The following is a 24,550-nucleotide window of genomic DNA, read 5'->3' as shown; positions in this document are numbered from 1 at the left end:
AGGGTAGAACCTATCCCGATTGGAAAGATATCTACCGATCCACCTTTCCTTTAGAAATATAGATAGCGTATAAAATGGAAAAACATTGGGGCTGTAAAAGTTAGGCTATCAATTCGATCCAATATACCCCCATGCCCAGGAAGGCTTGTCCCGCTGTCCTTGACTCCAATATCTCGTTTCAGCGCAGAAATATTGACATCTCCAATAAATCCACCTACTCCTATGATGATTCCCGAAAATAAAATGTGTAAGGGACTTAGTGGTGTAAGATACGGGGCTAACAAAAAAGCTAGTGCAATGGTAGTAGCGACTCCGCCAATAAGACCTTCCCATGTTTTGTTGGGACTAACTTTTGGCACTACTTTATGTCTGCCAAACATTTTCCCCCACAAATATTGAGCAACATCATTTCCTTGTGTGAGTACTACTAAGTATAAAATTAGTCCAGCTCCGCCTGCTCCTGCTGCATTTTCGGGAGGGAGCACAAGCAAAAAAGAGATGTGGCTAAGTCCAAATAACATCATCATCATGCCCCAATGCACAGAGCCAACAGATTTTAAAAATCCTTTGTTTTCCCCAATGAAGATGAGCACGAGCGGAATGAGCAAAAACATATAAACAGGGATGAAAATAATGAACATCCCATACCAATTGATAAAGATCCAGTAAAATTGTACAGGGATAGATAAATAAGCGAAAAAGAGTACCAATCGATGAGATCGACTTGTAGGTATTAGCGTAAAATATTCTTTTAAGGCTAGAAAGCTGAGAAATGCGAAAAATAGGATGGAGATATTTCGGTTGATTAATATGGCAATGGAGAAAAGAACAGCCATCATCCACCATGATTTAATACGTAATACCAATTCCGTGAAGTCTTTGTCTGGTTTTGATTTTGTCAAAATAAACGTAATGATGCTTGCGACAACAAGTACAACAAAAATACCAATAAATACGGTCAATAAACCTTGTGGGATATCGTTCAATGTTTAGCCTCCCTTAATGCACGAACGATTCGAAAGTAAATATTGAGAAGTATCAAGATGATGATGAGTACAAAAACGCTGCTTGTCCACATACCAGCAGAAATACCACAAGTAAATAAAATGGCAAGCACACCAAAGACAAATGCTCGATCGCTTTTACCCATTGGCCCATCGTATCGTCGAGTAGCTCCAATCACTACTCCCATAATTCCAGTCATCTCACTGAGAATGGAAAGGAAAATGACAGTGAGTAGGAGAGGTGCCGAGATACCTGTGAGAGAAAGGAAAGGGAGATATAGTGCAGTGTCCGATATAACATCACCAAGTTCGTTTAAAAAATTTCCGAGGTTCGATTTCATATGATGTTCTCGAGCCAGCATGCCATCAATCGCATTTAAGGCCATACGAACAAAAAGAACAATCGGTACAATAATAAAAATGAGTGGATGATTAGTAGAAAAAGCATATACAACGAATCCTGTTGCGATCGATAATAGCATCGCAAAAACAGTAACTTGATTTGCGGTAACGCCTATGTTAGCTAGTTTTTTTACCAAAGGTCGGAGTAGATTTTGGAACTTTGGTTTTAGCTCATAAATACTTATCATTTTTCTCCTCTTTTATCGTTATTTGTGTTACTTTTCAATTCATAATAGCATAAAAACATATACTTGAAATAAGCGTGTCCACCTAGATTCAACTTTTTTGAAGAGGAGTCGCAAAGATGGAAATTTTGCAATCGTTTCAAAATATTTCTTGGCTGCCAAAACCGAATGTAGTCTCTGAAGTATTGTCTTCCACGCTACCTCCAATAGGAAAAATAACTACTGTATTTGGTGTGGTTACTTATAAAGGTAAAGTATTAGTAGCTCATTTGTATCGTGGTTGGGATCTTCCTGGAGGACATGTGGATAATGGCGAGGGGCTCATGGAAGCACTGGAAAGAGAAGTATTTGAGGAGACAAAGGTACGGATATACCAACCAACTCTTGTGGGATATCAGAAATTAGAGGTGTTAGCTGACAAACCAAAAAATTATCAATATCCTTATCCCGAGAGTTATCAAGTTCATTTTCATGCAGAAGTAAAGGAGATTTGTGAGTTTGAAGGAGATAGCGAGACATATGGAAGAGATTTCTTTTCCTTTGATCAAGTAGCACAACTGCCCAATTTTCAACATCGGTTAGGACTCATTCGTTTTGTTTTAGGTGGTGAAACAAAAAATCCCCATTTTTAAATACTGGGATTTTTTGTTTCGTTCTAGAAAATATCGAAGCGATATTTTACCTTAGAGAACAGACACGGAAATATGTTGAAACGTAGTGACATCAAATAGGCCTTTATCGGTTAATTTGATCGCAGGGATCACAGGCAGACAGAGAAATGCTAATGTTAAAAATGGATTAAAAAGAGTTGGTGCATTCAATTGATGCAGAGCTTGATGAAGATTGTTGAGGTTGTTGTTGATCTCTTCATAAGGTCGATTAGACATAAGACCAGCGATTTCAAGCGGAAGAGAAGCCAATATGTTTTGATTTTTCACTACCACCAATCCACCCTGCATATGGTGGATAGCTTTGATCGCTGCAAACATATCGTGATCATTGGTACCTGCTACTACAAGGTTATGCGAATCATGAGCTACCGTAGAGGCAATCGCTCCATCAGTAAGCCCGAGCCCAGAAACGATGCCTAATCCTATATTGCCTGTCAGGTGATGGCGTTCGATGACGGCGATTTTTAATTGATCATTTTCAGTGTCAGGTACGAAAAACCCCTGTTTAACCTTTACATCTTGTATGAGATGATGAGTGACCAAACTATTTGGCTCAATCCCAATAACATTTGCTTTTGATTCCATAATTGGGATTTGCAAATCAGTGGTTTTGATTTTTGGCAGATGAACCGTATGCGAAATATTTGTTGGTATATCGATTTTTGTACGTGATGATGCTTGGACCATTTTTCCATGTTGAGCTACCAACTTACCTGCTTTGAATACTTGTTGAATCTGAATGTCGTGAAGGTCATCAAATAGTACAAAATCTGCCTCATATCCTGGGGCAATCGCACCTTTTTGTTTTAGACCATAACATTCTGCTGCATTCAAAGATGCTAACTGAATCGCTAATAAAGGATGTAAACCTTGTTTGATAGCAAGTCGAACATTGTGATCGATACTACCTTCTGTCAACAGATCATCCAAGTGTTTGTCATCGGTGCAAAACGCAAAACGTCTTGCATTTTTTTCATTTACTGCTGATATCAGGGATGATAAATCTTTTGCGACTGATCCCTCTCGAATCAAGACATACATCCCTCGTTGTATTCTTTCCATCGCTTCTTGCGGAGAAATACACTCATGATCGGTTGAAATACCAGCACTTCGGTACACATTGATGGCATCAAGGGATAGGCCAGCAGCATGTCCGTCAATGGAGGCTTGCTGTTTCCACGCAGCTGCTATTTTCTCCATCATATGTTCCTCACCTTGCAAAACGGCAGGATAGTCCATCACTTCTGCCAGCCCCAGTACCCTTGGATGAACAAAAAAAGGTTCCAAATCGTTGGCATGCAGGGTTGCTCCAGCATTTTCAAAACTTGTGCAAGGAACACTCGATGGCAGCATAAAGAAAATATCGAGCGGGACATTTTCGGATTCATGTAACATGAAGGAAATCCCATCTTGTCCCGCTACATTCGCAATTTCATGGGGATCGGTAATGATCGATGTGACGCCATGCGGCAGGACTACTTCAGCAAATGCTTGGGGAGGGACCATCGAAGATTCGATATGTACATGGGCATCGATAAAACCAGGAGCTATGTAAGACTGTTTGGCATCCACTACTTCTTTCCCTTGATAATTCCCAATCCCGACGATAGACCCATCTACAATGGCAATATCGCCATGGATAATTTCTAAGTTAAACACATCAATAATTTTTCCATTGGTGATCACCAAGTCAGCAGATTCACGTTTACTAGCAACCGCTATTCTTCTGCGGATTTGTTCGATTGTCAATTTCAAGTTTCTTCCATCCTTTCTACTCGATCTTACCCCAAAATAAAGCGAAAAGGCCAATATCGATAAAAAATTTCGATTCGAAATGTTAAGTGTAGTAGTACTATTGTCACAGTATATGATAATCTATATTTAGCTCTGCAAATCACGACTCGAGAGGTTGCAATGAGAGTAATCGACCCACGTGAAGTGAATTCGTCCTTCAGGACGTTCGAGCATCTCCCGAGGAGATTCCTCCATTTCCTGATGGGTGGGAACCTTCGGATCACGGTTTCTGACGAGGCACAGAAGTGGCTGGAAAGCGGGGAGGCGGGGATTCTCGCCCCGAACCACTCGGCTTACCCGGATCCGCCGACGGTGGAGTTCGCAGGTGTTGTCCTTGGACTGAAGACCAAGTTCATGGCGAAGTCAACCCTGTGGTGGAACCCTGTTCTGTTCTGGATTTTCTGGTTCGGAAACTTCATTCCGGTTCGCCGAAAGAATCGCAAGAAGGCGAAGAATTCCCTTCTGCCCGCGAAGAAGCACTTGCTCAAGGATCACTCTCGTAAGGGTGGTTTCCTGAGTATCTTCCGTAAGGATCGTCGCGCTCGTAAGGGTGGCATTCTGGGCATCTACCCGGAAGGGCTTATTCCTCACTGGAAGGAATCATTCGACCGAGAACCCGGGAAGTTTCGGGTTGGTGTGATTCTCCTCCAGTATGCAACGGGCGTCGTCATCATTCCGGTGTTCCAGTTCGGTGCTCGCAAGGTGATGAGCGGGGGATTCTTCAAGAAGTTCTTCGGCGTAATCACTGCTTGGTACCGTAAGCCTCTGCGGCATGTCCATTTCGGTGATCCGATCAAGATGTCGACTGGACAGATGGAGCCGGCCGACGGTGTCTACGAGAACGTGAAGCAGGATGCCGAGCGATTCAAGGAGGCATATATGGCACAGTGGAGGGAACTCGATCCGAACTCCTTCGAGGGAGTCGTTATCGATGAGCCTCCCGTGCTGTAGTTGCTGACTTAAGTCCCCCTCATCACATCCAGTGGTGAGGGGGGCAGTGCTTTTATTCCTTTATCATCCTTGTAACCCTCTCGATAATCTCCTCGAAAATAGGCTCATTGGCAGACATAATCTTGCTCACCTCATGTTCTTTCCCATAACGCACAGCTACATCATCCACTCGTGCCCTCAACGTTGTTTTTTCCCCATTTGCTGAAGTATGAAGGTCACAGTAACTCACCAAGTCGATGAACATTTGATCCTCTGTATCCAATTTCCGAAGATGCGTTTCATATATCTCTTTGAGATCAGGTCTGGAATATAAAACCCCTTCATACGCACAACTATGGAAGAGGAGGGTAGCAATAATCGGTTTGGGAAAGCCTTGATCGGCAGCATATACAGCCCCATCGAGTTGATGATAGTTGTATTGATTAAGTTTGGGGCTGTAGCCGATATCGTGAAGGTAAGAGGCTTGGATCAGGAGTGCTGACCAGCCAGAGGGAAGTGTTATTTTGGGGAGTAGTTGCTCCATATTGCGAACAACACCAAGAATATGATGGAATCTAGGAAGCTTTGGATCAAGATAGGTTGCTAGTTTTTCTCGGGTCATTTGTGGTATGCGTTTATTGGCATTAGCAAATAAGTCCAACGAGAATCTCCTCTCTGTGTGGAATGAGATGGAAAGGTAGGTGTCTCTTAATGGAGTCGTCCATCGAGTAATATTTTTGCGGCCTTTCGAATGTCAAGCCATGTTTGTTCATCTCGTTTGTGTTCGATAAAGTTACAGATTGTTGCGTTATCTGATAACCAATCACACAATTCAGAAAGATCGGGTTCTGTGTCAGGAAATTCTTCTTGGTAGGATTGAAAGAGCAGGGCTTTAAAACTCTTGTAAAATTGAATAGCGTACGGGGGAGATTGGTTATCGTTACTTTTATCCCAAATCAAAGATTGTAGGAATTTTTGCTTATTTTTCCGCCAAGTCTGCAAAATTTTCCGCTTGGTAATACTGTTTTGGTATTGCCAAATCATAAATTCGGTGCGGTTGACTCTCACGCCATTTAATTTTACAGACATATCTTCTATCTCCTTATGCAAAATCGGTTTCCAGTCTCTCCTCTTAATAATGATACAAATCTATTTGTTATTCAATAGTTTTATCAATAGAAGAAAACCACCTGCCCTCATAGACAAGGTAGTTTTTATTACAATAGGATAAGAGCATAAGCGGATTAGACAGCTGCATTTTGATTGGAAATTGACTTTTTCCCAATAAAATCAACCACTGAGGCAAGAATAGCAACAACGAAGTGAATGACTTCTATAAGTAGAGTGACCATGATCAATCCAAAAATGTTATCCATGAAAAGTCCTAAAACGGCTACAAAAGTATAAACAATTCCAAAAATAATGGCCATCCATTTTCCCAATACTGCATTTCCACTAGTGAGATCACTTTTCTCAAAATATAGTTTAGATAGGAGATGGATTGACTTATGCCTTCTCATATACATAAGAAGAAGATCCATGTACATGATAAAGATTTTATTTATGTCATTCATGAAGAGCCTGACTTTGTAAGATTTCGTGTCTATCCTTTACATAGCAAAACATCATATGGTGATCTTTATTTTACTTGGAAAGATAACTGGTTGATTAACTTTTATAAGCCCAGTATTGCAGCAAGATTGATTGATTATGTTATCAAAAGTGGTTGGGATTATCAAAAAGAGAAACAACGATATGAGCACAAAGAAGCTAGTTTTTTGATCAAAGAATTGGGATTGGAACTGTTGGGGAACAATGACAGCTAATTGCCCATCAGTGAGAGAGGAAAGAAGCAACTATTATGCATTTAAAACATAATAGTTGCTTCTTTTAAAGTGTAATTATATTAAAGAAAAATCTTTCTATACCTGTTGACATCATATGACCACCAGTATAGAATACATGTGAGTTTGATAATCATTCTCATCAATGAGTGCAAGTAATAACTTTAAATAAAACATACACATCAAGGAGGTGAAAGAAATGTCAACATCAAGACTCCAGACTGAAAAATTACATATAGCCTATGGGAATCAATTGATTGTCAAAGATGTGACATTAAACATTCCTGATGGAAAGATAACGACGATTATTGGTTCCAATGGATGTGGCAAATCCACGTTATTGAAAACAATCGCTCGTCTCCAACCATCCAAATCAGGAACGGTATTTCTTGATGGCAAAGAGATCCATAAAGAATCTACCAAAAAAATTGCGCAGAAGATGGCGATTTTGCCTCAGTCACCCGATGCCCCAGAAGGTTTAACGGTTGCAGAACTTGTATCCTATGGAAGATTCCCTTATCAAAATCGAATCAAACTCAGTGCGAAAGATCATGAAGTAATTAACTGGGCATTAGAAGTAACGGGGGTAAATGCTTTCCGGAATAAAGTAGTGGATTCTCTCTCAGGTGGTCAAAGACAAAAAGTATGGATTGCGATGGCTTTAGCCCAAGAGACGGATATTATTTTATTGGATGAACCGACTACCTACCTTGATTTGTCTCATCAACTCGAAATTTTAGAACTTCTAAAATGGTTAAACCTAAATGAGAAAAGAACCATTGTCATGGTACTCCATGATTTGAATCATGCTGCTCGTTTTGCTGATCACTTGGTCGCGATGAAACAAGGAAGAATTGTAAAGGAAGGTACTGCAGAAGAGATGATAACCTCTGCTACTTTACATGATGTTTTCCAGATTGATGCAGAAATTATTACGTGCCCACGGACTAGAAAACCAATGTGTTTGACCTATGATTTGGTCGATTCTATTTTTTCAGTCAGAAAAGAACAAGCAATATAAAAAATCAGCTATTTTTTTTGCCCCTTAAATGATAATGATTATCAATAACGATGGAGATAAGGATGGAATTAGATGAACAACAAAAAAAGAATATGGGGATATTTGTTAAGTGCTGTCTTAGTAGTAGGTATTTTGGCTGGATGTAGTGGAGCGACAGATTCCAAAGAAAGCAATACCCCTAAAATGGTTACTTATCAATCAGAGAATGGACCTGTTCAAGTTCCTGCAAACCCAAAACGAATTGCGGTACTAGCAAGTTCCTATGCTGGTAATCTTTTGCAATTAGGGATTACTCCTATTGCGGTAGTCGATTGGTCTGTAAATAATAAATTTTATAATGGCAAGTTAGATAAAGTGGAGATAGTTACTTCCGATTCATTAGAAAAGATTTTAGCATTGAAACCTGATCTTATTATTACTTATTCCGATGATAAAAGTATAAAAAAATACAAAGAGATTGCACCTACAGTTGTATTTACTTACGATAAATATTCTTATCTCGAAGCTCATCTTGCCATTGGAAAATTAGTCGGTAAAGAAAAAGAAGCTCAAGCTTGGGTGAATGAATGGAAAAAGAAAACAGCCGAAGCAAAGAAAAAAGTGAAAGCAGTTATTGGAGATACTGCAACTGCATCTGTTTTTGAAACATATGGGAAAGAATTATATATTTACGGCAATAACTGGGGTCGTGGTACGGAGATCATCTATCAAGCTCTAGGTATCCAAGCTCCAAAAAAAGTGGAAAAAGATGTATTTGGCCCTGGTTACAAAGCGATCTCCCCTGAAGTAATTCCACAATATGCAGGTGACTACCTCTTTGTAGGAAAAGGAGACGCTACCGCAGATAATTCTTATTTACAAACTTCTGTATGGAAGCAAATACCAGCAGTACAAAAAGGAAATGTATTTTTCTTTGACTCTGCATCATTCTATTTTAATGATCCTATTTCATTAGAAAAAGAACTAGATTTTATCGTTTCATCATTGACCAAAGGTAAATAAGACCAAGTCTCCAAAAAAAGGATACTGATTGATGCAAAATAAAAATATACAACTGGATGAAAATAAAATAATTGCTAGACCTGTTGTTGGAGTATCCGTTTTGATTCTTGGTACATTGGTACTTTTGTTATCTATTGTATTGGCAATTTCTGTAGGTGCTGCAAATATAGATTTTTTTACCGTATGGAACTCCATTTTTAATTATGATCCCCAAGGAAAAGCAGATCAGATCATTATGGATATCCGATTACCACGAGAGATTGGTGTCATGGTAGTCGGAGCAGCCTTGGCTGTAAGTGGGGCTATTATGCAGGGAGTAACAAAAAATCCTTTGGCAGAGTCTGGTTTATTAGGGATCAATGCCGGAGCGGGATTTGCATTAGCTTGTTTGTTAGCATTCCATTCTCAGTCTTCGTATGTATTGGTGATGTTTATTAGTTTCATTGGGGCATCCATTGGTGCTGGAATGGTTTTTGGAATTAGTGCATTAAAGAGAGGTGGCATGTCGCCTCTTCGCATTATCCTTGCTGGTTCAGTTGTAATGGCATTGCTAACCGCATTAGCTGATGGCATTGCTGTGCTATTTAAAATAACCCAAGATCTAAGTATTTGGAAAATCGGTAGTAGCTCAGGGACGACTTGGCTGCAACTTAAAATAGCCGTACCTGTTGTGATTGTTGCACTTTTTATTGCGATCCTTCTTTCCAAAAAGCTGACAATATTGAGTTTTGGGGATGATATCGCGAAAGGTTTGGGAGAACGGACTGCTCTTATGAAATTTGTTTTGATGGTGATTGTACTCGTTTTAGCTGGTGTTTCGGTTTCCCTTGTAGGGGCACTTGCTTTTGTTGGGTTGATGGTACCTCATATGGTACGCTTTTTTGTGGGGACTGATTATCGATGGGTTATCCCGTGTTCTGGGGTGTTCGGCAGTGTACTTTTGGTTTTATCGGATATCGCAGCACGTATGATTAACGCCCCATTTGAGACACCCATAGGAGCTATCGTTGCTATTATCGGTGTTCCCTTTTTCCTCTATCTCGCTAGAAGGGAAGGGTCGCGATGAACATAGTAGATACAGCAACTCAAAAACGAGTTCGAATTACATTATTTGTTTCGATTCTTTTGCTCATTGTCTCCTTTGTCGTGAGTGTGGCGACAGGATTTGTCTCTCTATCTCCATTTCAACTTGCTAGAACCATTGTTGGACTTGGAGACAATCAAGAAAATCTCATTTTATTTGATTTTCGTTTGCCAAGAATCCTTGTGACGATCTTAGCTGGAATGGGTTTAGCCGTATCTGGTGCTATTTTACAGAGTATTACCAAGAATCCTTTATCTGACCCGGGTATTCTAGGGATAAATTCTGGAGCAGGATTGATGGTAGTACTGTATGTCGCTTATTTCTCGATTGAATCTACTAGTTTTATTTATATCCTTCCACTCATTGCACTTATTGGTGGTATTCTTTCTATGGTTGTAATCTATTTTTTGTCCTACAAACGTGGAGAAGGAGTAGATCCAACTCGATTGATACTGGTCGGTGTTGGAATGGCTGCGGCATTTAACGGGTTTATTTTTACGATTACGGCTAGGTTGGAAGAAGAACAAAATGCTTTTATTGCCAATTGGATAGCGGGGAGAATATGGGGAGATGATTGGACTTTTGTCCTGGCTTTGCTTCCGTGGATTTTGATTCTTGTCCCGATTGTATTTTCCAAATCTCCTATCTTAAATATCTTAAATCTAAACGAGCATGTTTCATTAGGATTGGGAGCAAATGTAGAGCGAGAACGAAGAATATTACTCTTGATTGCGATTGCCCTTGCAACTGCCTCGGTATCGGTAAGTGGAGGAATAGCATTTATTGGATTGATGGCTCCACATATTGCGAGAAATTTAGTTGGTCCAAGACATCAGGCGTTTTTACCGATCGCGGCTGTGATGGGCTCCATTTTGTTGCTAGTATCTGATACGATTGGGAGAAGCATATTAGATCCTAGCGGGATTCCTGCTGGAATTATTGTAACGATAATCGGAGCACCTTATTTCCTCTATCTAATGGCAAAAAGATAGACTGCATGAAAAAAACAACTTACCTGAAACCCTCAGTAGGTTGTTTTTTGTATCCTTATTTTCCAAGAGTTCCTTGCCGGTGATATTGGAGAAGCGGTAAAAAAGTCCAAATGGATACTTATAAACTCGCCTGATTTTGATAGGAATTTTTGTATCGAAAAGAGTAATCTGTGGATGGCTTTTTTATTTAGATATACTGGTCAAATTATTCTAATTAAAATAAATTTTGTGATTATAATTGGTAAATCGTTTATAATAGACTTTATATCTCTTCATTATAAGTAGGGGGAATACAATTAAAATGGCAATCAAACAAGTGACGGTGGGCGAAGCGAGCGTCGTGTATCATGTAGAAGGTTCTGGAACTGGTGTATTACTGGTTCATGGAACAGGTGGTTCTTATGAGTCTACTTGGGGAGAGGTAACAAAAGCATTATCGGATCGATTTACGATTGTAGGTCCCAATTACTCCGGATCAGGGGAAACAAAAGATTCTGGTGGAAAAATAGAATTAGATGATCTAATTGAACAAAATGTACAAGCTGCTTTAAACGAAGGTTTGACTTCTTTTCACGTAGTTGGTTATTCTTTGGGAGCAGTAACTGCGGCAGCGATTGCTGGGAAATATCCCGATCTTGTAAAGTCGGTCGTGTGTGTTGCAGGATGGGTGGAAACCAAAACCTATATGCAGTTTATGTTTGACTTATGGAAAAAACAGATTGCTTTAGATAAAGAAGTGTTTTCTCAATTGTTATTTCATACAGGCTTTGGTCCTAATTTCTTTAAACAGTTTTCCAATGCAAAAGAAATCATAGACACGATTCCTGGTTTTACAGCTACATTAGCTCCTGGAACCGATCGGCAAATTGAACTGGATTCTCGTTTGAGCATACAATCTTATTTAAGCTCGATCAAAGCTCCAGCACTTGTTGTTGGATTGACCGATGATCAATTGGTGCCGGTTAAATATGTGAAAGAGCTTGCCAAGGAAATCAAGGATTCACGTTATACCGAATTAGAATCAGGTCACTTTGTACCTTGGGAAAATTCTGAGGCATTGGTAAAGCTCATTGATGACTATTTATCTTCTCAAAAATAATTGCAATAATATATAAATGGAATATTCCGTCCAAAAACCAAAAAAAGTCGTCCAATATGTTGGACGACTTTTTCTTATTTCTTGCTATTAAAGTTATTGATCTGTCCTTCTAATCTTTGTAAATGGGAAAACCGAATAACATTGTGGTCAGGCTTTTGTATCCTTTATCTTCCCTTTCAAGATTTTTCAAGTTGCAAAAGTAATGGATTGCCGCATAATGAACAAAAAGGATAAACAGCTGTGGAGGTATCAAGATGATCAATAGTCTCGATAAAATTGCTTTTTCACACTATCTACTAACAGGTACACTTGTACATGAAGGTAATTTTAAAGAGATGCAAGAACAATTTGAAATCGACATGCATCCAAAAGTGGTAATGATTGTATCGATTGATCGTTATCCAGAACTTGCGATAGGAAAACCATTTTCTTGGCGAAATGGTATGGGACAACAGTTGATTCATGTGCTCAACAAGACGATAGAACATGCATTTACTTGGATTTGGTTGGAAGAAGGAGCTCTTGCGCTGTTACTTGATTTAACGATAAAACAACCAGTTACATCCAGTTTTCAGATAATGACGAAACATCTAGCTAGGCGAATTCAAACAAGTGCACATCATCGGGGAATTGCTGTTTCGATCGGGATTGGCGGATATTACGATAATCCGTATCAGATTCATCTTTCTTTCAAAGAGGCGAAGGAGTCGATGGTTAATCGTTTTTTTCAGGGAAACCAACTGATTTTTCATTATGAGAAAAGAATACGAGAACAAACGAAATGGTTAAATCCAATCACAAGAGAAGAAAGAGCAGATCTGCTGGCTTGTATACGGGTGAAAGATGAAAAAGGAGCCGTTATACGAAATGGGCAGTTGTTGTCGAAAATGGCGGAGTATTATCAACACGATGTGGAGATGTTTAAATCGGAGGTTACGGATCTTATCATGGTAATCACTCGATTGGTTTTAGAATTAGGTGGACATGCCCCCACGATATTATCAGATAATGCTTTTTTTATACAAGATTTATATAAAACCATACGTTATGACAATTTTGTGCAAAAAGTGAACAGCTATGTCCAAAAGTTGATAGAAAGTACGGATTCTGATCAGATGACAAAGTATTCACCTATGTTAAACAGAGCGATTCAGTATATTAAAGAAAATCACCATAGAAGATTATCTTTAGAAGAAGTAGCACAATTTTGTTCTGTTAGTTTATATTACTTTAGTCATCAATTTAAAAAAGAAACGGGTAGAAACTTCGTCGAGTTTGTTCAGCGGATTCGTATAAAAAAAGCCCTATATTATCTAGAGAATACAGATTATACGATCCAACAAATAGCTGGAAAAATAGGTTTTGAGGATGCTAACTATTTTAGCAGGATTTTTAAAAAATATGTTCTTCAGACACCAACCAAATATAGAAAAGCAAATTAATGCTAACTTCCCACAATTATTGCTAGTTTATTTGATAGCGCTTTCAACTATGATAGGAAATGTTACTAGATAGATTCGATTGGCAGGAGGTTTCAAAGTGAAGAAAAGGTACTCAGTTGGTCTAATCTTTATACTTGTGTTCTCCTTACTTGTTGGTTGCAGTGGTGCAGGTCAGAATTCAGACACGATAAAAATTGGTTGGTTTGGTCCTTTGACAGGTCCAACAGCTACGGATGGAATCCATAGTCGTGATGCATCTCAGCTTGCTATTGACCAAGTGAATGCACAGGGCGGAATCAATGGAAAGAAATTGGAACTAATTGCTGTTGATGATCAAGGAAAACCAGAGGAAGCATTAAAAGCAGTCCAAAAGCTGATCAATAGTGATAGAGTCGTTTCCATTATTGATGGGGCATACAGCGGACCTTCCAAAACAGTAGCTCCAAAAGTACAAAAAGCAAAAGTTCCTATGGTCGCAGCGTATGTGGTTCATCCTGATGTGACCAAAGGTGGAGATTATGTCAATCGAGTAATCTATACTGGTCCGGTACAAGGAAAAGCAATGGCGGATTATGCTGTGAATGAATTAAAAAAGAAAAATATTGCTGTTTTATATGTAGATATTGATTATGGAAAATCCATTTATGGTTCTTTTAAAGAGAATGCCACCCAAATGGGAGCCAAAATCGCTATTGAACGTTCGTTTAAAATGGGAGATAAAAACTTTAACTCGTTACTGACTGCTGTAAAATCAGCAAATCCCGATGCTCTATATATCGTAGGGTATTATAACGAATCTTCGGCGATTGTAAAACAGGCCAAAGAAGTTGGATTGAATGTACAGATGCTAGGTGTAGATGGTTTTGATTCCCCTAAATATTTGGAGTTAGGAAAAGAGAATACCGAAGGCTCCATCTTCACCACTTCTTTTTATACAAGTGATGAAAGAGAAGTAGTACAACAATTTGTTAAGGCATGGAAAGAGAAACACGACACAGATCCTGATATGCTTTCCTCACAAAGTTATGATGCTGCAAAAGTAATTATAGAAGCATTGAAAAAAGCAGGTACAGATCGTGAAAAACTAGCAAAAGCGATCAGTGAAACCAAAGATTTAGAAGGAACTTCTGGAAAGATTACATTTGGTCCGAATCACGAAGTGATCAAACCGGTGATTTTCATGACCGTGAAAGATGGTAAATTCCAATATATTAAATCGAAATTGTACAACTAAAAGAGTGAGATAAGTAAGGTAGAGTCAGAACAATACTATCAATTGCCACTGTATTGGTGTGGTGATACAGTGGTTATTTTCTCCTTATTTGGAAGGAGTGTGGACGAAAAATGCTAGCTCAACAGCTGCTAAATGGTGTGGCATTAGGTTTTACCTATGTATTAATTGCCATTGGGTTAACCATGATTTATGGTGTTTTGAAGTTATTACATTTTGCTCATGGGGTGATTTACGCAGTTGGAGTATTTGCTGCGATGATCGGTATCTTATATCTCAACATGAATTTTATTGTTGCTTGTTTATTTGCAATGATTATTGCTGCGATTTGTGGAGTTGCAGTAGAACGATTTGCCTATCGGCCTTTGCGAAATGTTCATCCCATTACGACATTGATCAGTGGTGTAGGAATTGCAATCTTTCTTGAAAGCTTGTTTCAAGTAGTTTTTTCATCTGATCCACGAGCTTTCCCGGATACAGGGATGAAAGTTTCCGTTTGGAAGATTTCCGAAAGTATCAGTATTACGAATGTGAAACTAACGATCATTGTGGTAGGGCTAGTAGCTTTGGTGTTGCTCTATGCGTTTTTAAGATGGACGAAAATGGGTATTGCGATTCAGGCAACCGCACAAGATATGCGTGCTGCTTCCTTAATGGGGGTAAATGTCAATCGTGTGGTAGCGATTACCTTTATGATCGGCTCTGCATTTGCTGCAATCGCTGGAGTCTTGGTCGCTTATGATATTAATTCCATCTATCCGACGATGGGTTCTGTTCCTGGATTAAAAGCATTTTGTGTTGTTGTCCTTGGAGGATTAGGTTCCATCCCTGGAACCATTATAGGTGGGTTGATCTTGGGAATTGTTGAATCCCTCTCTGAAGGATATCTAAATGGAATGATTATCGATAAAGATGCAATTGCGTTTGTGATTCTCATCATTATTCTTTTGGTAAAGCCATCAGGCTTGTTCGGAAGAAAAGTAGAGAAAGTGTAGGTGATGTAGGTGGATTCGTTTATTAATCCTTATTACATTGACATCATCGTCTTTTTATTCATTTATATCATACTGGGCTTAGGGTTAAATCTGATTACGGGATATGCTGGACAAGTATCACTCGGCCATGCTGCTTTCTATGGTATAGGTGCTTATACATCAGCAATTCTTACGGTTAAGTTTGGAGTCAACACCTGGCTCGCTATTTTCTTAGCTATTGTGATTACTTTTATCCTAAGTGCCATTTTGGGATTACCAAGTTTACGTGTAAGTGAAGACTTTTTGGCAATCACTACACTGGGCCTAGGTCTTATTATTCAATCCATCTTCAAAAATGCGGAAATTACAGGCGGTGCTTACGGATTAGATATGATTCCTGCTCCTTCCTTGTTCGGACTGGAAATCATTGATCTGAGTTATCTCGGGTTGGTATTGGTGATGCTGCTGCTTGCCATTTTTATCATGAAAAGAATGACACAATCGAGAATTGGCAGAGCCTGGATGACGATTCATGAAGATGAGACGGTTGCCCAATCGATGGGAATCAATACTACTTATTATAAGGTGTTAGCTTTTGCGATTGGTGGTGCGTTCGCAGGTGCAGCAGGTGCCTTATTTGCTCATAAAGTATCTTACATTAGCGCAGATTCATTTGGATTTACACTCTCTGCAACGATACTTAGTATGGTGGTTCTAGGTGGATTGGGGAAGATCCGTGGAACTATTTTGGGAGTTTCCCTCCTCTATCTATTACCTGAATTATTCCGTGTATTTGATATTCAGTTATTTGATATGAAGTATTTAGATCTTTATAAAATGATGCTGTATGGAATGATTATGGTATTGGTGATGAGATATCGTCCCAAAGGGATTTTTGGCAATACAAGTTTGAAGAAGCGCAAAAAAAACCGTTCATCTGCAAAGAAAAAAGAGCTGAGGGACGGTGAGATCATTGCTTAAAATAGAGGGAATCACGAAGATCTTTGGAGGATTAACAGCAGTCAATGATGTCAGTTTGACCGCGAATCAAGGTGAGATCATTGGCTTGATTGGACCAAACGGTGCAGGGAAAACAACCTTTTTCAATATCTTGACTGGGATTTATAAACCGAATGCAGGACGTATTTTATTTGAAGATCAATTGATCTCAGGAATGAAACCATTTCAAATAGCCAATCAAGGGTTTAGTAGAACATTCCAAAACATTCGTCTTCTCAAAGAAAAGAGTGTGCTAGAAAATGTGCAAGTTGGTATGTTCCGTAAAACAAAAGCTGGTCTTTGGGCTTCGATACTGGCTTTAAGTTCGGTTAAAAAAGAAGAACAAGAAACGATACGAAAAAGCTTAGAAATCCTGAGTTTGGTTGGATTGGATGGTATGGATGAAGAGATTTCAGGCAGTCTCTCGTATGGGAACCAACGTCGTGTAGAAATAGCTCGTGCCCTAGTATCGGAACCCAAACTTCTTTTGTTAGATGAACCAACGGCCGGGATGAATGCTGAAGAGGTGGAAGAAATGTCGGCACTTATCCGCAAGATCAATGCCAATGGAACTACCGTGATTTTAATTGAGCACAATGTAGCAATGGTGGTAGATCTATGTGATCGTTTGGCTGTGCTTGATCATGGGGTGAAAATTGCGGATGCAAATCCAGATGAAGTAATAGCCAATCCAGCTGTGATCGAAGCTTATATTGGGAAAGATCAGGTGGAGGAGGTGTCCAGCTTTGTTGAAAATTGATCAATTACATGTCTCCTATGGAAGTATACAAGCAGTTCGAAATGTAAGTTTACATGTAGATGAAGGCGAAGTAGTGACATTGATTGGTTCAAATGGTGCAGGCAAAACGACAACACTCCAAGCCATTTGTGGCCTTATTCCTTCCAAAGGCTCGATCTCTTATCAAGGAGAGAAGATAAGTGGTTTAGCTGCTCATCGAATAGTTGAAAAAGGTATTGCCATGGTTCCAGAGGGAAGAAGGGTTTTTCCAAAGTTATCTGTGATGCAAAATCTAATGATGGGTTCCTATACGAGAAAAGCTTCAAAGCAAGAATTGAAACACGATTTAGATATGATCTTTACCTTGTTTCCACGTTTAGCTGAACGAAAAGAGCAGTTTGCAGGTACCATGAGCGGTGGGGAGCAACAGATGCTTGCGATTGGTAGAGCGCTTATGGCCAAACCAAAGTTGCTCATATTGGATGAGCCTTCAATGGGACTAGCACCGATTGTAGTGAAAGGTATTTTTGAGACGATCCATCAAATCAAAGCCAATGGATTGACCATTTTATTGATTGAACAAAATGCAATGATGGCTTTGTCGGTTGCAGATCGTGGTTATGGTTTAGAACATGGTGAAATTGTATTTCATGATACTGTCGAAAATCTACGAAAACAAGATATTGTGAAAAAGGCTTACCTAGGGAAATAGGAGGGAGATCGATGAACAAAATTTCGCTGATTACCCCTCCTGAATGGGTAAGAACATCTCGTTCTTATGACCCGAATGAAACCAAAGTATCCGATTGGTTATCGCATTGGGATGGTGAAGAACCGATTGAAATGGGGTTCATTGGTGTTCCTTTATCGAAAACTTCGATCAGTCACTCAGGAGCATCGATGACGCCAAATGCGCTGCGAGAGTTATTTACGGCAGTCACTACCTATAATATCGATTATGATGTAGATTTGTCTGGATTTAAAGTTAGAGATTTAGGCGATATTCAAATGCATATGACAGATTTGAAAAAGTGTCACGACAATATCGAAGCAGGTTTAAACCAGATTTATGAAAAATTACCTCACTTGTTTCCTTTGATTGCTGGAGGGGATCATTCGATCACCTGTCCTTCTGTAAAGGCATTTCAGAAGAAAATCGGCGGCAAAGTAGGAATGGTTCAAATTGATTCCCATATGGATGTACGCAGTCTTGATTATGGTGGTCCCACTAATGGAACACCAATACGAGGATTACTGGAATCCAACACGGTAGAAGGAAAACATATTGTTCAAGTGGGACTTCATAGTTTTGCTAATTCTAAATTGTATCGAGAATATGCCGTTTCTCATGGGATTACTCAGTTCACTGCAAGACAAGTGGCAAGAGAGGGAATCGATCTGATCATGGATCAGGCGATAGAAATCGCAGGAAATGGGACAGATGCGATTTATGTCACGGTTGATATGGATGTGTTAGATCAATCCTATGCCCCTGGAGTACCCGCTATGGTGCCAGCTGGAATGACATCTTGGCAACTGTTGGATGCAGTATATCGTTTAGGTAAAAACAGAAAAGTCAAAGGATTCGATATAGTCTGTATTGATCCGATGCAAGACCAGCGTAAAGCGACAGTTCGTACAGCTGTTCATGTTTTACTGACATTTTTAGTCGGTTTGGTTAGCCGTTCATAAAATAGAAATTTGCTACTTGTCTAAAGGAGAGATAAAGATGGCTGCTGAAATTCGTGCAACTCGTGGAACAAAATTAACAGCAAAAGGATGGGAACAAGAAGCGGTAATTCGGATGTTGATGAATAACTTGGATCCAGATGTCGCGGAACATCCTGAAGAGTTGGTTGTTTATGGAGGAATCGGGAAGGCCGCGCGCAATTGGGATAGCTATCACAAAATTGTAGAGATGCTATCTGGATTAGAAGCGGATGAGACATTATTGGTTCAGTCGGGTAAACCAGTGGGTGTTTTTAAAACGCATCCATCCGCTCCTAGAGTATTGATATCTAACTCTGTTCTGGTTCCAGCATATGCAAATTGGGATACTTTTCATGAGTTAGATAAAAAGGGTTTAACGATGTATGGACAGATGACCGCAGGAAGCTGGATCTATATCGGAAGTCAAGGGATTTTACAAGGAACCTATGAAACATTTGCGGAAGCGGCACGTCAGCATAAGGAAGGCAGCCTCAAAGGAACACTCACATTGACAGCTGGATTAGGAGGCATGGGTGGTGCCCAACCATTGGCTGTGACCATGAATGAAGGGGTAGTCATTGGTATTGATGTTGATCCTACCCGCATTCAAAGAAGAATTGATACTCGCTATTGTGATGTGATGGTTTCCAATTTAGATGAGGCATTGGCACTTGCTTCTGAGGCTCAAAACGAAGAGAAAGCCTTAGCGATTGGTTTAGTTGGCAATGCAGCAGAAATTTATCCTGAATTTGTGAAACGAGGTATTGTTCCAGATTTTGTGACGGATCAGACTTCGGCTCATGATCCTCTCAATGGGTATGTTCCGATTGGCTACTCCTTGGAAGAAGCGGCGAAGTTGCGCAAGGAAAATCCCGCTGAGTATGTACGCCTCTCCAAAAAATCGATGGCTGCACATGTGCAAGCGATGCTGGATTTGCAAAAAATGGGTTCCATCGTATTCGACTATGGAAATAACATTCGTCAAGTTGCTCTTGATGAAGGTGTGAAGGATGCGTTTGCTTTTCCTGGTTTTGTACCAGCCTACATCCGTCCGTTGTTCTGCGAAGGCAAAGGGCCGTTCCGCTGGGTTGCTTTATCAGGTGATCCAGAGGATATTCGTAAAACAGATGAATTGATTTTGAAACTCTTTCCAGAAAATGAACATCTTCATCGATGGATTAAAATGGCTCAAGAGAAAGTAGATTTTCAAGGATTGCCTGCTCGGATTTGTTGGTTAGGGTATGGAGAGCGAGCGAAATTTGGATTGGCGATCAATGAAATGGTGAGAAATGGAGAGCTTTCTGCCCCTATTGTAATCGGACGAGATCACCTTGACTGTGGATCAGTGGCTTCTCCTAATCGGGAAACAGAAGCAATGCAAGATGGCAGTGATGTAATAGGAGACTGGGCGATTTTAAATGCATTGATCAACACAGCGTCTGGTGCAAGTTGGGTATCGGTACATCATGGCGGCGGTGTAGGAATGGGCTATTCGCTTCATGCAGGTATGGTAGTAGTGGCTGATGGTTCCAAAGTAGCAGAAGAGCGTCTGTCTCGTGTATTGACTACTGACCCAGGAATGGGCGTCATTCGGCATGCGGATGCGGGTTATGAGATAGCAATTGAAACAGCGAAAAAACATGGTGTTCGTGTACCCATGCTCAATATTTAAAAAGTGCCCGAAGTATTTTTCTTCGGGCAACTATGATGTAAGGAGAATGTATGATGGCTGAAAAAATTGATCTGCTCGTATATAACATTGGAAAATTAGTGACCATGCAAGGTGTTGCAAGGGCTAGAGTTGGCGATGAAATGCAACAAGTAGAAACGATTGAACGTGGAGCAGTTGCGATCCAAAACGGAAAAGTAGTTGCTGTTGGGGAAGAGATACAAGTAAGAGAACAACTAAAAAACAAAGTGTTTGCAGCAGAGTTAGATGCCAAACAGAAACTAGTTACTCCTGGTCTAGTTGATCCACATACCCATTTGGTTCATGGTGGTTCTCGTGAAAATGAACTCGATATGAAATTAAAAGGTGTTTCGTACTTAGATATATTAGCAGCTGGAGGAGGAATTCATAGTACGGTTCAGGCTACACGTCGAGCTACGGAAGAGGAACTCTATGAAAAAGCACGTAAGAGCTTAGATATCTTTATGCAATATGGCGCAACTACCGTTGAAGTGAAAAGTGGATATGGATTGACACTGGAAGATGAGTGGAAGCAATTGAAAGTAGCGAAGAGGCTGCAAGAAACTCATCCAGTCGATTTAGTTTCTACCTTTATGGGTGCACATGCAGTCCCTACTGAATACAAAGGTAAGTCAGCAGAGTATGTAGATAAAGTGATTAATCAAATGTTGCCCGAAATAAAAACACATAGCTTAGCCGAGTTTTGTGATGTTTTTTGTGAGCATGGTGTATTTACAGTGGAGGAATCACGACAAATTTTGCTTGCCGCAAAAGAAATGGGTTTTAGGATAAAAATTCACGCAGACGAAATTGTACCAATGGGCGGTGCCCAACTAGCAGCAGAGCTTGGTTGTATTTCAGCAGAGCATTTATTAGCTGCAACGGATGAAGGATTAGAAGCGATGAGTAGACAGGGTGTAATCGGTGTTTGTCTCCCAGCTACTTCCTTCAATCTACGTGCTCCCCATGCACGTGCGAGAAAAATGATTGAACTGGGAATTCCAGTCGCTTTGTCTACTGATTATAATCCCGGTAGTTCCCCAACTGAATCTCTGCAACTTGTGATGACACTAGGAGCATTAAATTTAAACTTGACTCCAGAAGAGATTTTAACAGCTATGACGATCAATGCGGCCTATGCCATTAACCGAGGAGACACAGTAGGAAGTCTTGAAGTTGGGAAGCAAGCAGATTTGGTACTATATGATGCTCCCAATCTCGCATATCTCGTCTATCATTTTGGCATCAACCATGTAGATACCGTGATAAAAGATGGTCAAATCGTTGTTTCGGAGGGGCAAAAAGTTAGTTAAATAATAAGCAAAGAAGCTACTTAGGAAGTAGCTTTTTTTGTTTTGTTTGTTAGGACTTTGAGAGTGTTGAAGAGGTTTAATAGGACTGTAACTCTTGACGTTATCCATAGACTAACCATTAAATAGTTCTCTGTTGGAACTTAACGTATTGTTTCTTTTTGAATGTCATGCTACAGTCACCACTTGCGTAAAATTTAATAGGAATTCTCATAAGAGGGGTAATAGATCCGATTTTTCATAAAGTGTAAAGAAGCGAAGGAATTTCTAGACACAAAACGATCCTTTAAAGCGGTATAAATGACCTTAATTTGTAGGAGAGGATACACATTGATCAACATTATTGGTATTGAAAATTTGTTTCCAAACCTGAAAATCAGTGTAAATCGAGAGAGACAAAAAGGGATCGTTATTCATTACACCTTCAAAATTACAGATGGGAAAAATGAAATTATTCATTCGGTCTTTGCGAAACACTTAGTTACCATCCGATCTCTAAAAATGCTGGAAGATGAGATTATGGAGAAATGTAAGTTGCTTACAAGATGATCAGATTTCCATCAGGAATATAAAAGTGGAAACCGCATTCATCGAGCGTTCATAACGTGCTGATCATGTTGTATTCCATTTGATACGGAAGTATCGCAGGATTTGATAAGAGAAGTGGTGAATGTAACAAAAAGATCATAAGGTGTAATGGAAACGGGTAATCATTTTTTATTTCAAATTGGAATTAAATGAAATAAAACAAGTACGTAAGCATGTGATCCAGTTATCTGTACTCACTGGGTCACTTTATTATTGGGAGGGTGAATCGATGTCAAAACAGAATATTGAGCAGCAATTAGAAGATTTGTATCGTGAATTGGCAAAGTATACAAAACAAATGGATCGAGAGGGAGTATCTCGAACACGAACAAAGATCGTGCAATTAGAACGTAACATGAAACAAATGAGCATCTAAGAAAAGCCATGAGAAGGGGGTTTTTTATTTTCGAGGATGGCACGAATGAATAAGAGCTCCACAGAGTCTATTAATTGATTACCAAAGTGGAAGGAATTTTGGTTCTCCAATTACACAAACGCTGCTTTGTACATGTTCACAATCATTCTTGTATTGATGAAGGGATATAATCCGATAACCACTTATGAATAGACAAAGAACAGTGAGCCAGAGCGATATTTTGGTTGAGCGCTTTGCAAAGTACATAAACAACAAACTATTAAGCGAAAGAAAGATACTGAAAGAGGCAGCGAGATAAAATAAACCTGCTGATTCTGGGTCAATACTCAAAAGGTTAGGATCTGCTTCCTGATCTAAAGGAATAGAAGCGAATAGCGTAAATAGCAAGGAGCAAATCACAAATAAGACCATGACCACATATATAAATTTCCTTTTAAAAGAGAACTCCTTTTTTAGTTTAGGTGTGTGATTATCCAATTGTGTCCCTCCCTATTGATTCATGATATCTATTAGTTCGTTCGATGCCATTCCTTTTAATCTTCCATTCAATAGTATCATAGCAGTTTATTACATAGCTTAAGGAAAACTCAAATCAATCATTTTGACAGCAAGAGATAAGAAAAACAAAACTGTCTTAAATCTCGTATCCCTCTCAAATTGCAAGGATGGTTCGCAGCTTAAAAAAATCTCCCACTATGTAAAGTAGGAGATACTTTCTTATTCCCAAGGGTTATTCAATGTTAAAAAATTAGCCAAGCTTTTGCTCTCTATCCTTCTTAATTTACGGATTTCGGCTCTAGCAGGTGCAGTTTCATGCAACTTAATTTCTTCTTCTGTTTCTGGAATGACAATAGGCACAGGGGCAGGTCGATTATTTTCACCAAAAGCAACAAAAGTTAGAAAGGAAGTAGCCGCTATTTTTCTCTCTCCGTTATATAAATCTTCTTTAATTACTTTTACAAACACTTCCATTGAGGTATTACCAGTCCAAGTAACATAGGCCTCTAATGAAACAGAGTCAGTTGGTCTAATGGGATGTAAGAAGTCAACAGAATCCGTTGAAGCTGTGACTACAGTTTGACGACAGTGTTTCGTAGCTGCTATCGATGCAATATCGTCAATATATGCCATTAACTTTCCGCCAAATAACGTATTGTGATTATTTACATCTGTGGGGAAAATCCTTGAAGTTTTGTAACATCGTGATTCTCGTGAAAAGCGCTGTTCCATGTTCATATTTCCTTTCGATAGTAGATCAATTACTAGTAATCAGGGTTATTATAGGGGGATGTTCTCGAAATTATAACATGAAATCATATAAGCACAATCTTATAGCGTATGATTATGAATTTAAATTTAAGCGTGAATACAAGTAAATTATTGCAAAATTATAAATATTCAGTAAGTAAAGGAGGTGGAAAGAGGTTAAAAACTGATTTTTATGTGGGAAAAATATATCTTTA

The 24,550-nt window shown here is 39.4% G+C and carries 27 protein-coding genes and 1 pseudogene; 20 read left to right on the top strand and 8 right to left on the bottom strand.

The features are described 5' to 3' along the window. Nucleotides 1-50 precede the first annotated feature (50 nt). A complete protein-coding gene (locus A3GQ_RS0106835; RefSeq protein WP_051271310.1) occupies nt 51-986 on the bottom strand; it encodes a phosphatidate cytidylyltransferase in 936 nt (311 codons plus the stop codon). After that, complete coding sequence (locus tag A3GQ_RS0106830) at nt 983-1,594, bottom strand: CDP-alcohol phosphatidyltransferase family protein (protein WP_211227713.1); 612 nt, start codon at nt 1,592-1,594, stop codon at nt 983-985. Before A3GQ_RS0106830 ends, A3GQ_RS0106835 begins: the two co-directional genes overlap by 4 nt. 116 nt (nt 1,595-1,710) lie before the next feature. Here A3GQ_RS0106830 and A3GQ_RS0106825 point away from each other — a divergent pair, with 116 nt between their 5' ends. Then, complete coding sequence (locus tag A3GQ_RS0106825) at nt 1,711-2,223, top strand: NUDIX hydrolase (protein WP_028776415.1); 513 nt, start codon at nt 1,711-1,713, stop codon at nt 2,221-2,223. Between the two features lie 51 nt (nt 2,224-2,274). On the opposite strand, the gene ade is transcribed toward A3GQ_RS0106825, so the two are convergent. Then, nucleotides 2,275-4,017, bottom strand: coding sequence for an adenine deaminase (gene ade, locus A3GQ_RS0106820; protein WP_028776414.1), 1,743 nt, complete (start codon nt 4,015-4,017; stop codon nt 2,275-2,277). Between the two features lie 159 nt (nt 4,018-4,176). On the opposite strand from ade, the gene A3GQ_RS0106815 reads away from it, so the two are divergent. Beyond that, the gene (locus tag A3GQ_RS0106815) at nt 4,177-5,007 is read left to right on the top strand and encodes a lysophospholipid acyltransferase family protein (RefSeq protein WP_083964137.1); all 831 of its coding nucleotides are present in this window, start codon (nt 4,177-4,179) and stop codon (nt 5,005-5,007) included. A 52-nt stretch (nt 5,008-5,059) separates the two neighbouring features. Here A3GQ_RS0106815 and A3GQ_RS0106810 read toward each other — a convergent pair whose 3' ends face one another. The 3 genes from A3GQ_RS0106810 to A3GQ_RS0106800 all read right to left on the bottom strand — a co-directional run bounded on the left by A3GQ_RS0106810 (nt 5,060) and on the right by A3GQ_RS0106800 (nt 6,428). After that, nucleotides 5,060-5,647, bottom strand: a complete 588-nt coding sequence (locus A3GQ_RS0106810; protein WP_028776412.1) for an HD domain-containing protein — start codon at nt 5,645-5,647, stop codon at nt 5,060-5,062. 47 nt (nt 5,648-5,694) lie between these two features. Further along, entirely contained in the window at nt 5,695-6,075 is a 381-nt protein-coding gene (locus A3GQ_RS0106805) for a hypothetical protein (RefSeq protein WP_028776411.1), read from the bottom strand. 155 nt (nt 6,076-6,230) lie between these two features. Continuing rightward, nucleotides 6,231-6,428, bottom strand: a complete 198-nt coding sequence (locus A3GQ_RS0106800; protein WP_156877591.1) for a hypothetical protein — start codon at nt 6,426-6,428, stop codon at nt 6,231-6,233. Nucleotides 6,429-6,494: 66 nt separating this feature from the next. Here A3GQ_RS0106800 and A3GQ_RS0106795 point away from each other — a divergent pair, with 66 nt between their 5' ends. The 18 genes and pseudogenes from A3GQ_RS0106795 to A3GQ_RS26765 all read left to right on the top strand — a co-directional run bounded on the left by A3GQ_RS0106795 (nt 6,495) and on the right by A3GQ_RS26765 (nt 23,087). Next, nucleotides 6,495-6,812, top strand: coding sequence for a hypothetical protein (locus A3GQ_RS0106795; protein WP_028776409.1), 318 nt, complete (start codon nt 6,495-6,497; stop codon nt 6,810-6,812). Nucleotides 6,813-7,029: 217 nt separating this feature from the next. Then, nucleotides 7,030-7,851 (top strand): ABC transporter ATP-binding protein, encoded by an 822-nt coding sequence (locus A3GQ_RS0106790; RefSeq protein ID WP_037464215.1) that lies wholly within the window; start codon nt 7,030-7,032, stop codon nt 7,849-7,851. Between the two features lie 72 nt (nt 7,852-7,923). Further along, entirely contained in the window at nt 7,924-8,853 is a 930-nt protein-coding gene (locus A3GQ_RS0106785; protein ID WP_028776407.1) for an iron-hydroxamate ABC transporter substrate-binding protein, read from the top strand. Between the two features lie 31 nt (nt 8,854-8,884). After that, nucleotides 8,885-9,919 carry a FecCD family ABC transporter permease gene (locus tag A3GQ_RS0106780; RefSeq protein ID WP_028776406.1) on the top strand — a complete coding sequence of 345 codons (1,035 nt, stop codon included), beginning with the start codon at nt 8,885-8,887 and terminating at the stop codon, nt 9,917-9,919. After that, nucleotides 9,916-10,929 (top strand): FecCD family ABC transporter permease, encoded by a 1,014-nt coding sequence (locus A3GQ_RS0106775; protein WP_028776405.1) that lies wholly within the window; start codon nt 9,916-9,918, stop codon nt 10,927-10,929. Before A3GQ_RS0106780 ends, A3GQ_RS0106775 begins: the two co-directional genes overlap by 4 nt. A gap of 301 nt (nt 10,930-11,230) precedes the next feature. Then, on the top strand, nt 11,231-12,028 hold the full coding sequence (locus A3GQ_RS23630; RefSeq protein ID WP_051271308.1) for an alpha/beta fold hydrolase: 798 nt from the start codon (nt 11,231-11,233) through the stop codon (nt 12,026-12,028). 254 nt (nt 12,029-12,282) lie between these two features. Then, nucleotides 12,283-13,470 carry a helix-turn-helix domain-containing protein gene (locus A3GQ_RS0106765; protein ID WP_028776404.1) on the top strand — a complete coding sequence of 396 codons (1,188 nt, stop codon included), beginning with the start codon at nt 12,283-12,285 and terminating at the stop codon, nt 13,468-13,470. 97 nt (nt 13,471-13,567) lie between these two features. After that, a complete protein-coding gene (locus A3GQ_RS0106760; RefSeq protein ID WP_051271305.1) occupies nt 13,568-14,704 on the top strand; it encodes an ABC transporter substrate-binding protein in 1,137 nt (378 codons plus the stop codon). A gap of 110 nt (nt 14,705-14,814) precedes the next feature. Then, entirely contained in the window at nt 14,815-15,696 is an 882-nt protein-coding gene (locus A3GQ_RS0106755; RefSeq protein ID WP_028776402.1) for a branched-chain amino acid ABC transporter permease, read from the top strand. Between the two features lie 9 nt (nt 15,697-15,705). Continuing rightward, nucleotides 15,706-16,656 carry a branched-chain amino acid ABC transporter permease gene (locus A3GQ_RS0106750; RefSeq protein WP_028776401.1) on the top strand — a complete coding sequence of 317 codons (951 nt, stop codon included), beginning with the start codon at nt 15,706-15,708 and terminating at the stop codon, nt 16,654-16,656. Then, nucleotides 16,640-17,183, top strand: a pseudogene (locus A3GQ_RS0106745) (ABC transporter ATP-binding protein); the annotation flags it as partial. The gene A3GQ_RS0106750 and the pseudogene A3GQ_RS0106745, both read left to right, overlap by 17 nt. Nucleotides 17,184-17,185: 2 nt before the next feature. After that, nucleotides 17,186-17,434 carry an ABC transporter ATP-binding protein C-terminal domain-containing protein gene (locus A3GQ_RS28480; protein ID WP_425423363.1) on the top strand — a complete coding sequence of 83 codons (249 nt, stop codon included), beginning with the start codon at nt 17,186-17,188 and terminating at the stop codon, nt 17,432-17,434. Then, on the top strand, nt 17,421-18,125 hold the full coding sequence (locus A3GQ_RS0106740; RefSeq protein WP_028776399.1) for an ABC transporter ATP-binding protein: 705 nt from the start codon (nt 17,421-17,423) through the stop codon (nt 18,123-18,125). Before A3GQ_RS28480 ends, A3GQ_RS0106740 begins: the two co-directional genes overlap by 14 nt. Nucleotides 18,126-18,136: 11 nt before the next feature. Further along, nucleotides 18,137-19,105 carry an agmatinase family protein gene (locus tag A3GQ_RS0106735; RefSeq protein WP_028776398.1) on the top strand — a complete coding sequence of 323 codons (969 nt, stop codon included), beginning with the start codon at nt 18,137-18,139 and terminating at the stop codon, nt 19,103-19,105. Between the two features lie 37 nt (nt 19,106-19,142). Then, nucleotides 19,143-20,795: a urocanate hydratase gene (gene hutU / locus A3GQ_RS0106730; protein WP_028776397.1), complete on the top strand. Its 1,653-nt coding sequence runs from the start codon at nt 19,143-19,145 to the stop codon at nt 20,793-20,795. A 50-nt stretch (nt 20,796-20,845) separates the two neighbouring features. Continuing rightward, nucleotides 20,846-22,126 carry an imidazolonepropionase gene (gene hutI / locus A3GQ_RS0106725; RefSeq protein ID WP_028776396.1) on the top strand — a complete coding sequence of 427 codons (1,281 nt, stop codon included), beginning with the start codon at nt 20,846-20,848 and terminating at the stop codon, nt 22,124-22,126. Between the two features lie 327 nt (nt 22,127-22,453). Continuing rightward, nucleotides 22,454-22,672 carry a hypothetical protein gene (locus tag A3GQ_RS0106720; protein WP_028776395.1) on the top strand — a complete coding sequence of 73 codons (219 nt, stop codon included), beginning with the start codon at nt 22,454-22,456 and terminating at the stop codon, nt 22,670-22,672. A 268-nt stretch (nt 22,673-22,940) separates the two neighbouring features. Then, entirely contained in the window at nt 22,941-23,087 is a 147-nt protein-coding gene (locus A3GQ_RS26765; RefSeq protein ID WP_156877589.1) for a hypothetical protein, read from the top strand. Nucleotides 23,088-23,165: 78 nt separating this feature from the next. Here A3GQ_RS26765 and A3GQ_RS0106710 read toward each other — a convergent pair whose 3' ends face one another. Both A3GQ_RS0106710 and A3GQ_RS0106705 read right to left on the bottom strand, forming a co-directional pair. Further along, a complete protein-coding gene (locus tag A3GQ_RS0106710; protein WP_028776394.1) occupies nt 23,166-23,564 on the bottom strand; it encodes an MFS transporter in 399 nt (132 codons plus the stop codon). A gap of 240 nt (nt 23,565-23,804) precedes the next feature. After that, a complete protein-coding gene (locus A3GQ_RS0106705; protein ID WP_028776393.1) occupies nt 23,805-24,317 on the bottom strand; it encodes an acyl-CoA thioesterase in 513 nt (170 codons plus the stop codon). Nucleotides 24,318-24,550 lie beyond the last annotated feature (233 nt).

The organism is Shimazuella kribbensis DSM 45090 (assembly GCF_000428065.1).
In the GTDB taxonomy this organism is placed as follows: Bacteria; Bacillota; Bacilli; order Thermoactinomycetales; family Thermoactinomycetaceae; genus Shimazuella; species Shimazuella kribbensis.
The sequence above is the reverse complement of the archived record's forward strand: the minus strand, read 5'-3'. Positions and strand labels throughout refer to the sequence as shown.